The sequence below is a fragment of the Chitinophaga sp. genome, assembly GCF_039596155.1.
Taxonomy (GTDB): domain Bacteria; phylum Bacteroidota; class Bacteroidia; order Chitinophagales; family Chitinophagaceae; genus Chitinophaga.
In genome coordinates, this window is sequence record NZ_JBCNKF010000014.1 from 40,093 (window position 1) to 56,191 (window position 16,099).

The window sequence follows — 16,099 nt, forward strand, 5'->3', positions numbered from 1 at the left end:
TGTCATCAGTTGCGCACATGACCTTTGTCGCCATACCGGGTCATATCGTCATCGTTTCCGTACCCCTCCGTCTATACTTTTAATACTTATAGTTATAAAAACGCTATTTTAGCAGTTACACAAGGTCAATATTTTTAAATTATGCGCAGCTTTTATCTATCATGCTTATGTGCGCTGCTGTCAGTTTTATCAGTCAGTGCACAGGAGCTGAAATCACCAGATGGGAATTTTATCTTAGCCTTTAAAGTGAACAATGGCGTACCTAATTACACGCTACAGTACAAGGGCAAAACAGTCATCAATGAAAGTAAATTAGGGTTTGAGATCAAACAACTGGAGTCCCTGAATAAGGATTTCACGATCAAAGCCACTGCTACAAAATCGGCAGACCAGACGTGGCAGCCTGTTTGGGGCCAACAAAAAGAAATCAGGGATAGCCACAATGAGCTGTTCGTTCAGCTCATACAATCAGGTACCGGCAGGGAACTGGATATCCGTTTCCGTTTGTTCAATGACGGCCTGGGATTCAGGTATGAATTCCCGGTACAGAAAGATCTCCGGCACTTCACGATCTTGAATGAAGCAACGGAATTCAACCTGGCTAAAGACTACAAAGCATTCTGGTTACCCGGCGACTACGACACGAACGAGTTCGAAACTGTCACCTCCAACATCTCCGAGATCCATTCGCTCATCGACAAGGCAAGAGAACCCATGGCGGCCAACGCACCCACACCGAATCTGGCTGTACAGACGCCACTCATGCTGAAATCAACCGATGGCCTTTATATAAACATTCATGAAGCCGCATTGGTCAATTTCCCTGCTATGTGCCTGAATGTAGATGATAAACACTTCGTACTCAGTGCGCATCTTACGCCTGACAAGCTGGGTAACAGGGGGTATATTCAGACGGGTACCACCAGCCCATGGAGAACGATTGTATTGAGCGATGATGCCCGCCAGATACTGGCCTCTAACCTGATACTGAACCTGAACGAACCATGTGCCATTGAAGACCCAGGCTGGATCCATCCGGTAAAATATGTAGGCGTATGGTGGGAGTACTTCACCGGCGGTGGTTCCACCTGGCAGTATACCGACAATCAGGATATCATCATAGGTAAAACCGACTACAAAACCTTAACACCTAATGGTCATCATGGTGCTAATACTGCACATGTGAAGGAAATGATCGACTTTGCCGCCAGTAATGGTTTTGACGCTGTATTGGTAGAAGGCTGGAACGAAGGCTGGGAAGACAACTGGGCGAATGTGAAAGAGAAGATTTATAGCTTCACAAAAGCTTATCCCGACTTTGATGTGCAGGAATTGCACCGTTATGCAGCATCGAAACATGTAAAGATCATTATGCACCACGAAACCACGTCTTCCGTAACGGATTATGACCGCAACCTGGACGATGCGTTCAGATTTATGGTAGATAATGGTTACGATGCGGTAAAGACAGGTTATGTAGGCCCTATACAGCCACATAGCGAATATCATGACGGCCAGTACATGGTGAATCATTACCTGCACGTAGCACAGAAAGCGGCTAAGTATAAGATCATGGTAGACTCACACGAAGCAGTACGTCCGACAGGATTATGCCGCACATGGCCTAACTGGATAGCACAGGAGTCTGCAAGAGGAACTGAATTCGAATCCTTTGGTGGAAACAGGCCGGATCATACCTGCGTACTGCCTTTTACAAGGCTGATGGGCGGCCCTATGGATTACACCCCGGGTATCTTTGAAGGTAACCTGTCAGTATATGGTAAAAACAAAGCAAAACTGAGTTCTACGCTGGTAAAACAACTGGCATTGTACGTAACGATGTATAGCCCGCTGCAAATGGCGGCTGACTTACCGGCGAACTATAACAGGTTTGCAGATGCATTTCAGTTTATCAAAGATGTAGCTGTAGACTGGGATAATACTTATATCCTGGAGGCTGAACCTGGCGATTACATCACCATTGCGAGGAAAGCAAAAGGGAAGGAAGAGTGGTACATCGGTGGTATTACAGATGAAAATGCGCGCGAAGCAGTCATTAAATTTGATTACCTGCCTGCCGGCAAAAAGTACACCGCTACTATTTATGCAGATGACAAGGGTATTACCTGGCAGCTGAATCCACAGAAGTATACGATCAGAAAGGTAACAGTTACGAATAAGACCATCTTAAAGCAGCAGCTGGCGCCCGGTGGTGGTGTGGCTATCAGCGTTAAGTCATAAATGTATGAGCGGTTGTGTCAAAAAGTAAAAGGAAAGTTTCGGGAATACTGCTATGAAATTTACTTTTTGACACAACGGCTTCATTCAAGCGCATCGTCAATACCTGGCAGCAGCCCGGAATAGCGGTACCGAGCATACAGCTATTACCACTCCAGTACATAACGCCACTGTTCCACCGGTTGCCACCAAACCCAGTATGGCAATGCCAGCACCTACTACGGCTATTGCAGCCGCTATCACTTTCATCCCAAACTGATTCTGCGCTTTTGCATCATCACTTTGCATAGTAGCAGGTGTAGTCGCTGCTGGTAAAGGCTGTAATAAATGTGGTGCGGCCTGTTTTGCTGTGAGCGTATAGTACACCTCCCAGATTAATAACACTACTACCGGTATTCCCACACCCAGCGCTGTCTCCCACACACGGTCCATTTTGCCTCCGAAGAGTTTCAACCCCAAACTAATGACCAGTCCACATAAAGAAGCACTGATCACAGAAGTGGCTGTTTGCCTTTTCGAATACAATGTCCAGATAATAGGCGCAAACAAAGCCCCGCCAGCTATTGAAGCCGTTGCCAGTACCATTTCCACAATGCCCCCGATCATAGGTACCATCATCGCAATACCAATCGTGATCGCCCCAAATAACACCGTGAAGAACCTGGCTGCCTGCACCAATGCTTTTTCTGTTGCATTTCTGTTAAATGCCTTTTTATAAACATCATGGGCAAATACCACTGCCATGATATTAATCGTCGTATTCGCCTTGCTGGCACTGGCAGAGATCATCCCTGACAATACGAGTCCTATCAGGCCCGCAGGCAATACCTGCTGACACAACATCATATAGGCACCCTCAGGTTGCAGGCCGGTCAGCGAGGGATTAATCACCCTATACAGCATGGGTGGTAACATCCAGATAAACGGACTCACAAAGTAAAGCAAGGTAAACAGCCATGCCACCTTCCTGGAATTCCGCTCGTTCGATACACTGGTATATCGCTGTACATACGCCCAGTTGCCTCCTATATACACTGTCTGGTATGCCAGAAAGGCAAGAAAGAATCCAAATGAATATTCCGAATTAAAGAAATTAAAGAATCCTTCCGGCGCTTTATCTACAAATGAATGCATGCCACCGGCTTCTTTCAGGGCCATTGGAATCACAATCATCACTGCTGCCGTCAGGATCACGAACTGTACCACATCCGTCACCAATACCGCCCATAATCCGCCGGCGGAAGTATACAATACAATTACCCCACCAATGATCAGTATACAGGTATTCAGGGAAAGGGGAGTAGCTACGCTCACCATTTTACCCACGGGATACAATACGGAAGCTGTTGTAAACAAGCCATGCAGCATGATCAGGAAGGTATAGAACTTCTGCGTGCCTGTTCCCAGTCGCTTCCCGATATATTCGGCAGCTGTTACCGCTCCCGTACGTTTCCACTTAGCCGCAATAAAAAGTGCCACCAGCATGCCCCCCAGTACCATGGTTAATTGGATGCCATTCGCAACAAAACCACTTTTATATGCAATAGATCCCCATACCACAAAGGTGCCGGCAGAAAAATAACTGATAAAGAGGGATATGCTATTGATCCACCAGGGCGTAGCGCCACCTGCTTCAAAAAATGCAGAAGAGTTCTTACTGCCTATCCGGGTGAACATCATGCCGATTCCCAATACCAACAAGGCAAATACTGCCATAACAATAAAATCCAGTTGCGCCATTCCAATAGTAGTTTATTGTATCATTAGAACTTTTATTCCATACGCTTCCAGCGCCACATCAGTGCCACTCACACGCCTGCCGGTCACGAGATCTGTTACCTGTCCTTTCGCATTAATTTTAAGCTGCCCTTTCACTTCTTCCCCCACGTCATTCAGCAGTATTACAAACGTACTTTTCTCATTCTTTGCAAGTATGTACTCGATATCAGGATGATCACATTCTACCAACCCTTCCTGCGCAATCAGCTGCGCATCCTGCCCGTAGATTTTTCCCGGTGCAAACCCGTACGACTCATGCGGGCCTACCTTCGGCGTCACAAATCCTCTCGGAAACACGACCTGATTGCCAGATCGTAACTGAGCTTCTGACAATAAGTAATCCGTGATCCAGCCAATCTGCCACCAGGCATGATGCGGATAAGGTCCTGCCCCTTTGTTCATTGCATTCCAGTAGTAAGTCGCCACACTTGTTGCCGGATCTACAAACGCATCTCTCCCAATCGCAGCGGCGCGGGCCATCTCTATAAACAAGCTATCGCCGGTCAACTGAAACAGCCGGACAAACATGCCTGCGTGACTACACAACATAATCGGGCCGGCCCCATTCGCAGAACCTATTATTCCTCCATGCTCAAAACTCAATCCCGCCTGAGATATTTGCCAGTCTTCCCGCGCGACACCCTTCACTGTCTTTATCTTCCTGTCAGGTACAGGTTGGGTGTAAATAGACGTCAGGTACATCCGGCCTGTCCTGATAGCTGCGTCCCTGTATTTTTTATCATGTGTCAGGTCATACAGATCCAGCAATGCCTGCGCCGACTGTGCGGTCGCAAAATCCGGCGCATACCGTGCATCGCCGCACACACCAATAAAATGACCTTTATTGACCGCATGCTCAATAAACCAATCAGCCCCCCGCATGGCAGCCTGCAGATATTGGGGGTCCTTCAGAATGCGATAGGCCACCATCAGCCCATAGAATGTAGGTCGCAGGTCTTCGATATCCGTAAATAAGGGCGCATGCGAATCCCGGTCATATGCCACTTCCCAGCTACCATCCGGTTTCTGCCAGCGCAGCAGCTGAGAAGCGCCCAATGCCAGCCGCTGTTTCAAAGTATCATTGTCAGGTTCAAAAAGTAAAATATTCCCAATATCCAGCATCACATAGTACGTCAGGCTAATGGGCTCTACAAATTCACCCCATTCTTCAGTAAACATTTTCCGTTTTGAAAGGTAATATTGTCCCGTAGCAGCACCCTGAAAGAACCCGGGTCCTGTCTGCTGCTGTGCCAGTTTAAAATTCAGTGCGTAGGGGAGTACGCTATCCTTCAGGAACTGGTCGCCGCTGGTTCTGGCCAGCATCCACATGGCGCCGTAATCTGCATTTTTGATCGCATCTCCCTTCGAACCAACTACACCTCCCAGGTACGATTGTCCGCCGATTGACAGCCCGTTAAAATCGACAATATTCCATAATGAAGTTTTCCTGTCAAGTAAATAATGATGCATGTGTGCTACCCTGCTGGTGAGCGACTGCTTATTTCTTCGCAGGGAAAGGGCATTTTTAAACCCGTAGATGTCATTTACGGCATGCGTCAGTAAAGTATACCATTCACCTTTCTGAAGGCTGTAACGGTATCCATAATCGATTTTATCGCCCTGTTTTTTCAGGGAAGCTGGTTCACCGAGTACCGGATAGTATACGGTAGGTGCCAGCTGTCCTTTTCTGTTCATATGCGAAAGTGCCAGCTGCCATACCTGGTGCGTATTATGATCGGCCTCCCACGGATCACGGCCCAACCCGGGATCGGGGATGACTGCGAATGACACTTGTTCTTTCGTGGTTATAACAGGGCAGAAGGTGCTTGCACATCGCTCTCTGTATAGCACCGGCATCGCAGGAATGCCCTGTCCATATGCATAGCTGTTTACCATATTTTGTCCAAACTCATTGCCCTGGAAATATCCCGGCATCACTGCCCATGACACATCCTGTTTATCAATGACCACTGCCGTCGGACTTGCCAGGGAATAATAGCCTGCCTTTTTACACTGAAGCTGTAAATTTACCCGCACATCTCCCTCGTATTGATCATCCAGTGTCCAGGTAGCCGTCATCACCGCCAGGGCAGATGTCCATGTAAAGACAACTGCTGTTGGCGAGAGCTGTTTAGCTCCCGAAGGATAAAAATGTATCGCCTCTCCGGCTGTATTCAATGCTACCGGGGTTGTAGCCTGTTTCCATGCATTGATCTGGTAGTGATAAGCGGTATCCGGCCATGGTTTTCCATCGGCCCGCTCAAAGTGAACATCTGCGATGTCTGCCGGTTTATCTGTTGCATACAGTAACGTATATTCCCCTGAAGGGTTTGCTACAGGCTGGTTCCCCAACCGAAGTTCTTTTAGCTTCCATCCCTCTTTCGCCTGCTGCCATACGATATGTAGCTGGCGGTTGGCAAGGGTGATTGTCTGTGTATGTGCCCACAAACTATAAAGCAGACATATGATGACCAGGTTGATTTTTTTCATAACTTTTAAATTCGTGGAATTCGGAATCACTAACTATTGGTCTGCCTCATACACTCTCATTTCAAACAATGCTGCCGGTGTGTTGGCGGAAGGATGCGAGAGCTTTATTGTAAGACTGCTTGTTTGCAGGGCCTCATGAAATGTGATCACATTTCTCGTCTGGTAATTACCTTTCTTCTCATATACCACTTTTCCCTGATCGTCGTAAATAACATAATCCCTTACACAAAAGACCATCACATGTTCCGGATGCGTCATCAATACGGATTCCATCGGATGGTCAAAGTCTGTATCAAAAGATAAGATAATCTTTTTTACCTGTTTTTTTTCCTGCCACTTCACTGTCAGCGAAGGGTTCGCATCCAAAGGATCAGCCACCCAGGCATTCGCCTGTGTAGTTGGTCTTGCTACACCATTCCTGATATTTTCTGCACCAAAACTCTTTAGTGGATGTCCTATCTGCAGGGCAATGTTCTGTCCTGCCGGCCTGCGCTGTGCCACCCAGAACTCAAAACTGTCTATGCCAATCCCATCCGGCGCAGCCTGTTTACCATAATTAGACACCGCGGGATTGATCGTATTAAAGACAGACAAGATCCCGGTGATCCTTTTCTCTGACCGGCTCACACTCACCAGCGGATTTTTATGCAGCATGACAAACACATACTGCGCTGCATCTATCACCACATCACTCATTAACTGTACATTGTTCCGCCCGGGTGCTATGACAAACTCGAACGCTGCCAGGCTCACATCCGGCGTATAGCTACCTCTTCTTGAGCAACACCTGATCTCCGCATGTAAAACGGTCTCCACTTCGCTATGCACATCGAGGCTAAACACCGGCAGTTTCCCCGCTACTACCGGTACCATCTGTGCGACTGCTATATCCAGCGGCTGTGGGGCAGTGTCTGCCGCTAACCCTGACAGTGACAACTCACTGCTGGCTGTAACTGTCGCAGACTGCACCAGGTCACGGTGATCGGAATATGATACAAACGGAATATACTGCCCGCTACCTATTAATCTTTCCTGTAAACGAGGCACATCTACCGTAGCTGGTAACCGGCCCGACGCTGTGCACAGCGCAGCCGCCATACCTGCCACCTGCGCCACATATCCACTCGTTGCCATCACCCTCGATGATCCAAATGCCACATGCGATGCACTAATGATTCTGCCCGCCAGGAACAGGTTCGAAATGTTTTTTGAATACAAGCACCTGTAAGGGATCTGATAAACGCCTTTACTGTGCCATTGAGTACACCCAGGCTGTGCAGAATAAACCCCATCCGAAGGATGCAGATCCAGACTCCACCCGCCAAATGCGACTGCATCATCATGTGTCCGCTGTTCAATCACATCCTGCTGCTTTAGCATATAGTCCCCTTCAAACCGCCTGCTTTCCCGCTTTCCGGGTATCATGCCTACCCATTCCAGCGTCAGTGTCTCTGCTTCGGGAAAATTTCCTGAGTTCTTTATGTAGTTCCATACACCATAGACGATCTTCCACAGCTCCCATTTTATTTTCTCCGTATCATGCACGGTATCCATCCGGCCGCCAAATTCTATCCACCAAAGCTTACATCCAAATTCCTGCGCATTAAAACTCCTGAACTTCGGGATCTGCGTAATATCCATCAGGGCAAATGAAGGCGGTACAAATCGCACAGGCTTACCCGTATCTTTTGAATAGAAATACAGCGAATGTCCTAACAGCTCACCATAGCTTTTGGATGGTGCAAACAATTCATCGAATTCCTCCATCGGTTCTGCTCCCATCCTGAATGCAGCACCTGCCAGGAAGCCCACCACGCCGTCACCGGAAGCGTCACAGAACAAGGGTGCTTTCAATTCATACTCCAGCTGGTTCTGGCTACAAAAAGCCCGCAGGGAAGATATCGTTTCACTGTCGCGCTTTTCCACATGGTACACGACCGTATTCAACAGCAATGTAATATTAGGCTCTGCTATCACTTTATCCAGCAGGATCGAATCCAGGATGACCGGGTTGCCTTCAGGGTTCCTGTACATGTTCTCCACGAGAATTTCATCTACTACACCTCCTTCTCTGGCCCAACGGTTGTTATTTCCCATGTGTGAGGTTGCACCCAGTATCCACAACCGGATCTCGCTGCTTGCATTTCCACCCAGTACACTTCTATCCTGTACAAGTACTACTTTCAATCCCTCCCTGGCAGCGGTCACTGCACAGCAGATGCCTGATAAACCTCCGCCCGTGACAATCAGCCCCGCCTCCAGTGTCACTAAAGGACAGGAGCGTTTTTCTGTGCTTTCTAATCTGATCATTTTATTTAAGTGTTTTTTGCATGATGGTATAGCCGCCCGGTTTGATCAGGGTTACATCTGCCGTTGCTCCCGCCAGCGGGATGTCAATCAGCATGCTCTCTCCGGGATGCAGCGTATTGAGGGTATATGCCATGCCATTACATGTTAACCTGTAACCTTTCATTGTGTAGGCAGGAAAGTCTGTTCTTGCGGTGACACGAATACTGGCATGGCCTTCCTGATGATTGATCAGTTCTATAGTAGCAGGGGCAAATTCCTCCTGCCAGGCAATGTACATGCCACGTGGAGACCTGTCTGGTTCCACCAGCCCCCATGGACGGTAACCGTTAGGGTTAGTACCGGGAAAACGGCTGAAATAGTCATTGAATGTCCATACAGATGCGCCGATCAGGTAATCACATTGCCTGAAGTCCTGCATGGCTTTTTTAAGATGTGCTACGCGCTCATCTTCCGATTTTACACCGTCTGTGCGAATACCGAATTCACTTACATACACCGGTTTATCTGGGTAGAGTGTATGAATATGCTGTAGTACCTTCAGATGATTACCATAGATATTTGCACTCACAAAGTCCACATACTGCGATGCTTCATCTTCTCCTTTCTTCAGGAAATCATTGCCCAGCATCATGCTGGCAAAGGTGATCAGCCTTGTATCATCCAGCGTTCTCACATAGTGCCTCATATCGCGCACCCAGGATTTACCTTCTTCTGTATGCGACTGAAACTCGTTTCCTACACTGTAAGCAATCACACAGGGATGATTCCAGTCGCGCTCCATCATCTCTCTTAATTGTGATTGATACTTACGGCGCATGCTGGAATCGTTCATCTGGCGGCCTGTCATCTGCCAGTTGCCAGCCTCCTCAATGATCATTAACCCATGTTCGTCTGCCCAGTCCAGCAAAGCTTCTGACACAGGATAATGACTGATACGGGACAATTCCATTCCACCACTTTTGATCATGGTAAGGTCCTTCTCCAGCACCTGCTGCGGATCCATAGAGCCATAGCCTGGATAGTCGAGCGGCCTGTTACACCCACCCATTTTAACAGGTTCTCCATTCAGGAGTAACTTTGTACCACTTAATGTTACCTGCCTTATACCAAATCTCTGTGCAACGGTATCCCTTCCACAGCTCACAGTAGCTGTATACAGGTTGGGGGCATCCGGCGACCATAATGCCACGTCCGCAGCGGGCAGGGTACCCGATAAAACAACGGTAGCTTCTGCGCCTGCTTCCACTTTCACCTGTTGGGAGGAGATTTTAGTTTTCAACACACCCGCATTCACTGTTGCCGTTACGGGTGCTGTACCACTATTTCGTATAAATGCTTTTATACGGATAGTGGCAGTTCCTTTCGCCAGGTCTGGCGTGGCAAGAATTTTTGTATTGCTGATATAGGTGGCAGGCCTGGTTTCAAGATGTACCGGTCTTGTAATACCGCCATAATTGATCCAGGGAAATACCTGCCGTTGTGCTGCGGTAGAGTAGGGGGCATATGTCTTGGCGCCGGGAATAGTAGTGGTATCCCATGAATTATCAACCTGTACGGCCAGGGTATTGCGGGACGTCAACAGTGAAGTAACATCAAATTCAAATGGTGTATAACCACCTTCATGTGTGCCTAACAAAACCCCATTTAGCCAGATCTTGGATTTATAGAATACTGCCTCAAAACGTAAAAACACATGGTCTTGTCCAGCTGGCTTCGCGTCGAAATGCTTAAAATACCACGCGGTACCTGTATAAAAAAAGTACCTGGGATCAGTAGAAAAGCAATGTGGTACATTGACCTTATCAAAACTTGCTGAAGCAAAAGCTGTGTCCTGCCAGTGTTCCTGCTCGCCTACCTTCACAGGATCTGCAGCAAAGCGCCATTCGTTGTTCAGGCTATTATCCTGCTGCCGTTGCCCAAAGAGCAACATCGGCAACCATACCAGAATACAAATAATTCTTCCTGTCATGTTTTCTTTTTTTCTTTTAGTACAACCTGTTTGGCTGCGGTTGCGCCTATCTCATTTAACGCAGCCTGGTTATAGTGAATCTCATCCTGCATCATTCCCTTAGCAGGAAAGTCTATAGTCCGGGAATACACAATAAATACATTCTTCAAATGACCTGCTACGTTTTCCTGCGCCTTTCGGATCGCATCAAACCCGGCATCCGGATGGCCTGTAAAATGCCCTGTCTGTATGATGTAAAAGGGTAACTTTGCCCCGAGCTCCTTCCTGAAGCGTGCAATCAGCCTGATCAGACCAGCTTCATATTCCTCAGGAGTAAGCTGCTTCGCATTTACCGCATTCGCATCTCTTTCTCCCTGGCTCCATATAATACCGGATATCGGTTGCCTGCAAAGTTTCATCGCCGCTTTTGCTTTTACCATCGTGCTGTCGAACAATAACAAGCGGCCCTCTTCTGCCCAGGTACCATTTTCTTCCAGCTCCGCTTTAGTCGTGCAAGAGCTACCACCTCTTGCGGCTGGGATGATCACTACTTTTTTACCTGTCAGGTCATGGTATGCTTTCGCGAAAGCCGGCCATGCACTCCCTGTCATCGCACTTTCAAATTTAAGGTCAGCGTTGCCTACGGGATCTTTCAGCTGCACCAGCGTATTCGCGTGATACCTGTATTCAAAGGCGGTACCTGGTGCACATTGTACAGATGCGGCACTATCTGCCATCCCTACCGCATTACTTTGTCCGGCGGCTAAAAAAATCGTTTGCCCCATTACATTTCCGGAGAAGAGCATTAAGAAAAAGATCCATTTCATTTCCAATCAGAATTTTGCTCCAATTTAGGATTTGCATTGATCTCGTCCAATGGTATCGGGAAGTAACGGTGTTTTTTCTGGGGTGCCCGGGTGGGATATACATCATTAACAGCAGCTGGTATGACCTGCAAATAAGTATTCGTTCTCGTTAGGTCGTACCAGCGGTCACCCTCTCCGAACAGTTCCCAGCTGCGCTCCTGCAATACGGCGTTTACAAACCCCGCCTTGTCCAAACCTGCTGTCAGATCTGGTAGTCCGGCCCTGGCCCTGACAGTATTGATATAACCATACGCCTCCGCGGTAGGGCCACTTAACTGTGCAGCTGCTTCTGCTGCTATGAGGTACACATCGGCCAACCGAAGAATAGGGATGTTCGTTGCGCCGCTGCCACCTACCGAATTCGGGTCCATGTATTTTTTCAGTAGTACCCCCTTTTTAGTAATAGGTGTAATGTCTTTCTGAGCGACTACCTGTCCAAGTTTGTTTACGTAATTCGTGTCAAGTAGCAACCGTCTTTTATCTGTTGGGTTGAATGAGTCAAAGAATGCCTGGTATACGAACGCAGAACCATAGGAAGTGGCTGCATATGCTGGTCCGTCGCTATTCCTGGGTCCATATAAACTGATGATCTGTGTAGAAAATCCAGGAGAGGTACTCTCACACTCAAATGCCCACATGTTTTCCTGTCGCGCGGCATCTTCTTTCGCTACATTGTATACATCCAGTACGTTTGCCATCAGGCTGTACTTCCCGGCGGCCAGTACCAGCTTTGCTTCATTCAAAGCCGTGGTCCAGTCCTGCGCGTACAAGGCTGTTTTGGCATACAGTGCCATCGCAACTTCTTTAGAAGGTCTGCCTTTCTGAATATCTGCAGTGTAAGACGGGAGCCTGCTGATAGCCTGTTCAAGATCCCTGTATACCTGTTTGTACGCCTCTGCCTGTGTAGATTTGCCTACGATAGCGGTATCAATATTATAGCTGGGCGTTGTCTTCACAACAATATCCCCAAAGTTCTTTGCCAATGTCCACAGGTAAAAAGCCCGCATATAATACGCTTCGCCCAGGATCACACTTCGGCGTGCGGTATCCATATTCGTAGCCGGTACTTTCAGCAATACCCAGTTTGCTTTTTCAATCCCTGAATAACAGGACTGCCAGATCTGCATAGGAGATTCCGCCTGCCTGCTAAAGCTCTTTTGCGTGGTATAATTAGGATCGTAGCTAAATAAAGTGTAGGTATCCCTGCCTACTACCGGGCGTGGATAGATCTGATCTGCACTGAAATCTGATGCGCATGTGCCGGCGGTATTATACAGATTGACCATTGGCCCATATACTGCTGTCAGCGCTGCTTCTGCATCGGAAGCGGTCTTGTAGAAATTGTCGGTAAAGATGGAAGAATATGGGTTCTCTTCCAGTTTATTGCACGAAGCACAAACAAGCAGAATAAATATAAAATATTGGATGTTTTTCATAATCGTAGTTTTTTAAAGTCCTACCTGTAAACCAACGAGGAATGATCTTGCCATTGGATAAACGAGGTTGTCCACGCCTATCAGGGTATTGGAGCCACCAAAGGAGTTGACCTCCGGATCGTAGCCTGTATATTTGGTGATGGTAAAGAGATTATTACTGCTGATATAGACCCTTGCACTTGTGACGTATTTGATATTGGGCAACCGGTACCCAAGGGTGATATTCTTCATTCTGATATAGGAACCATCTTCGATAAAGCGGTCCGATATTGGCAATCGGCCGCCCTGGAACCCACTGGCGTATTCATTATTGGGGTTGGCAGGCGACCACCTGTTTACCAATCCTTCCAATACGTTCCGGCCACCAAGTCCGTTCTCAAAGGTGTACCTGCTCAGGTTAAATACTTTGTTTCCCTGTACACCTGCAATAAAGAACGACAGATCGAAATTGCGGTAATTGAAATTAGAAGACAGTCCAAAGATGAACTTCGGGTTTGCATCCCCGGTAATTTTCTGATCATCCCCGGTGATCTGTCCGTCCTTGTTCAGGTCTGCTACCTTTACACCACCGGTTCTGCTACCACTGCCGGGCAATACCGTTTCCCCGGTCTGATAGATACCATTGAATACATAGGTTTTGAAAATACCCAGGGGTTGTCCCACACGGAGTACGCTATATGGACTTAACACATATTCATTCACACCACCTTCCAGGCTTAACAATTCATTGCGGTTCACAGACACATTCGCGTTCATATTCCATTTCAGCTTTCCGGTCAGGATGCGGCCATTCACTGCCAGTTCAATCCCCTTGTTACGAATACTGGCGAAGTTGCCCGTAATTGAAGTATACCCGGATGATAGCGGCAGGTTCTTTACAAACAGGAGGTCTTTCGTCTTCTTATTATAAATGTCTGCTGTAATACCTAACCTGTCTTCGAAGAAACTCACATCCAGGCCGATATTGGCTTGTGTCGATTTTTCCCAGCGCAGGTCCACATTGGGAATTCCTGATGGACTGATACCCACGGTATAGATATGATTGAACTGATAATTACTGCCCGATCCTTCCAGCGCGAGTGACTGATAAGGAGAGATGGCCCCTGCATTCCCTGTTCGTCCGTAGCTCCCCCTTAATTTCAGATCGCTCACCACGCGGCTGTCTTTTAGCCAGGGTTCCTCTATTATCCGCCATGCGCCGGCAATAGCGGGGAAGAATCCCCATTTGTGGTTTTCGCCAAACTTTGAAGCGCCATCATAACGTGCTGTGATATCCAGGAAATATTTGTTGCTATAGCCGTAGTTCACGCGCCCCATGTAAGAGTTGAGAGCTTCCCTGGACCGGTAGCTGCTCACAGTTCTGTTTACAGCCAGCTGAACAGCTTCATTAGCAGTAGCATCGTTAGGAAATCCATTGGCATTAATGGAATTATCATTGTACAGGTTACCCTGGATGGCATATACACCGGTGAACTTCACATTGTGTGCGCCAAAATCATGGTTGTAGGTAAGCACGCTTTCATGCAGCCAGTTGGTCGTATTTACATTCCCTTTGGCAGCTGTACCTGAATTGGCATTGACCTCCGCTTTACCCAGTATATAAATCGGCGCATAATAATCATTCAGGGTATTTCCCATGTCTGCATTAAAAGAAGCCCGATAGGTGAGTCCGCTCACAATCTTCGCTTCCCCGTATACATTTGCCAGCGTACGCCGGATGGTATTGCGAGACGTGATCTGCGCAAGGCCTGCGGGGTTGGAGACCTCCCGGTATCTTCCATTGAACTGGTCGGCAAACGGATAGACGGAACCATCCGGTTTATAAGGCACGAGGGTAGGAGGTGCACCTAACGTAGCCCCTACTATGCTTTGGGTGACTAACGGCCCGTCGATGGAATTGATACCGGTAGGAATATTATTATTGATGGTGTAACTGGTCAGCAAACTCGTCCCCACTTTAAAATGCTGGCTGATCGTATGATCGAGCGTGGTCCGTAGCGAATACCGTTTGAAATCCGAGGAAATAATGATACCTTCCTGACCGAAGTAATTCCCTGAGAGAGAGAACTGGGTTTTGTCTGACCCACCACTCACGGACGCCTGGTAATTCTGAATGCTGGCCTGCCTGTAGATCACATCCTGCCAGTCAGTTCCTTTACCCAGAGCGGCAGGATCAGTATAGATCGGTGAGTTATAGATATCGTTTTCCAGTTTTGCAAATTCCGAGGCATCGAGCATGTGCAGTTTTTTGGTAATGTTCTGTATTCCCCTGTACATGTCCAGTTGCACGCGGGTGGCGCCGCTTTTTCCACGTTTGGTGGTGATGAGTACCACGCCGTTTGCACCTCTGGCACCATAGATGGCAGTACTCGAGGCATCTTTCAGGATCTCGACAGATTCGATATCATTGGGATTGATGGTAGACAAGGGGCTGACATCACTTACTCCCCCGCTATTGGAAATCTGGATACCATCGATAATGTAGAGCGGTTCGGAAGTACCGTTGATAGAATTGGTACCACGTATACGTACGCTGATATTACCACCGGGGGCCGCGCTGTTCTGCGTGATCTGTACGCCGGGGATACGCGCCGCAAGGCCCTGCGCTACGTTAGTAACCGGAGTCTGGGTAATGTCTGCACCTTTTATGGAGGCAATAGATCCGGTGGACGCGATCTTTTTCTGCGTACCATAGCCGACTACAACCACATCTCCCAGTTTGCTGATATCGGCCTTCAGCGTGATCGTAAATTGAGACCGCCCAAGGATGTCAAAAGTTGTATTTTCATATCCCTGGAATGTTACAAGAAGGGGGGCATTGGCAGGTACATCTTTCAGCGTGAACATGCCGGCATTGTTGGTGACAGTTCCCCTGGAAGTACCTTTTACAGCAACCGTGGCGCCGGGTAATGCCTGTCCTTTTTCATCCACCACTTTCCCGGAAATGACCGGCACCAGCGATTGCGCATGGATATATAGTGGGACGAGTATAAATAACAGGAGTGAAAACAAGCAGCTTGTTTTTTTCATAA

The 16,099-nt window shown here is 47.8% G+C and carries 8 protein-coding genes; 1 reads left to right on the forward strand and 7 read right to left on the reverse strand.

Features of this window, described 5'->3' with window-relative positions; genetic code table 11:
• The first annotated feature begins 141 nt into the window (after window positions 1-141).
• The gene (locus ABDW33_RS14905) at window positions 142-2,241 is read left to right on the forward strand and encodes a glycoside hydrolase family 97 protein (protein ID WP_343690866.1); all 2,100 of its coding nucleotides are present in this window, start codon (window positions 142-144) and stop codon (window positions 2,239-2,241) included.
• Between the two features lie 96 nt (window positions 2,242-2,337).
• Here the strand turns inward: ABDW33_RS14905 and ABDW33_RS14910 are convergent, their stop codons facing one another.
• Genes ABDW33_RS14910 through ABDW33_RS14940 form a run of 7 tightly spaced genes read right to left on the reverse strand, consistent with a single transcriptional unit; the run spans window position 2,338 to window position 16,097 of the window.
• Entirely contained in the window at window positions 2,338-3,978 is a 1,641-nt protein-coding gene (locus ABDW33_RS14910; protein ID WP_343690867.1) for a sodium:solute symporter family protein, read from the reverse strand.
• Window positions 3,979-3,990: 12 nt separating this feature from the next.
• Window positions 3,991-6,507: a glycerophosphoryl diester phosphodiesterase gene (locus ABDW33_RS14915; RefSeq protein WP_343690868.1), complete on the reverse strand. Its 2,517-nt coding sequence runs from the start codon at window positions 6,505-6,507 to the stop codon at window positions 3,991-3,993.
• 33 nt (window positions 6,508-6,540) lie between these two features.
• Entirely contained in the window at window positions 6,541-8,817 is a 2,277-nt protein-coding gene (locus ABDW33_RS14920; RefSeq protein WP_343690869.1) for an FAD-dependent oxidoreductase, read from the reverse strand.
• Between the two features lies 1 nt (window position 8,818).
• The gene (locus ABDW33_RS14925; RefSeq protein ID WP_343690870.1) at window positions 8,819-10,786 is read right to left on the reverse strand and encodes a glycoside hydrolase family 2 TIM barrel-domain containing protein; all 1,968 of its coding nucleotides are present in this window, start codon (window positions 10,784-10,786) and stop codon (window positions 8,819-8,821) included.
• On the reverse strand, window positions 10,783-11,592 hold the full coding sequence (locus ABDW33_RS14930) for a sialate O-acetylesterase (RefSeq protein WP_343690871.1): 810 nt from the start codon (window positions 11,590-11,592) through the stop codon (window positions 10,783-10,785). Before ABDW33_RS14930 ends, ABDW33_RS14925 begins: the two co-directional genes overlap by 4 nt.
• Window positions 11,589-13,067 (reverse strand): RagB/SusD family nutrient uptake outer membrane protein, encoded by a 1,479-nt coding sequence (locus tag ABDW33_RS14935; RefSeq protein ID WP_343690872.1) that lies wholly within the window; start codon window positions 13,065-13,067, stop codon window positions 11,589-11,591. The genes ABDW33_RS14930 and ABDW33_RS14935 overlap by 4 nt, the downstream gene beginning before the upstream one ends.
• A 12-nt stretch (window positions 13,068-13,079) precedes the next feature.
• Window positions 13,080-16,097, reverse strand: coding sequence for a TonB-dependent receptor (locus ABDW33_RS14940; protein WP_343690873.1), 3,018 nt, complete (start codon window positions 16,095-16,097; stop codon window positions 13,080-13,082).
• Window positions 16,098-16,099 lie beyond the last annotated feature (2 nt).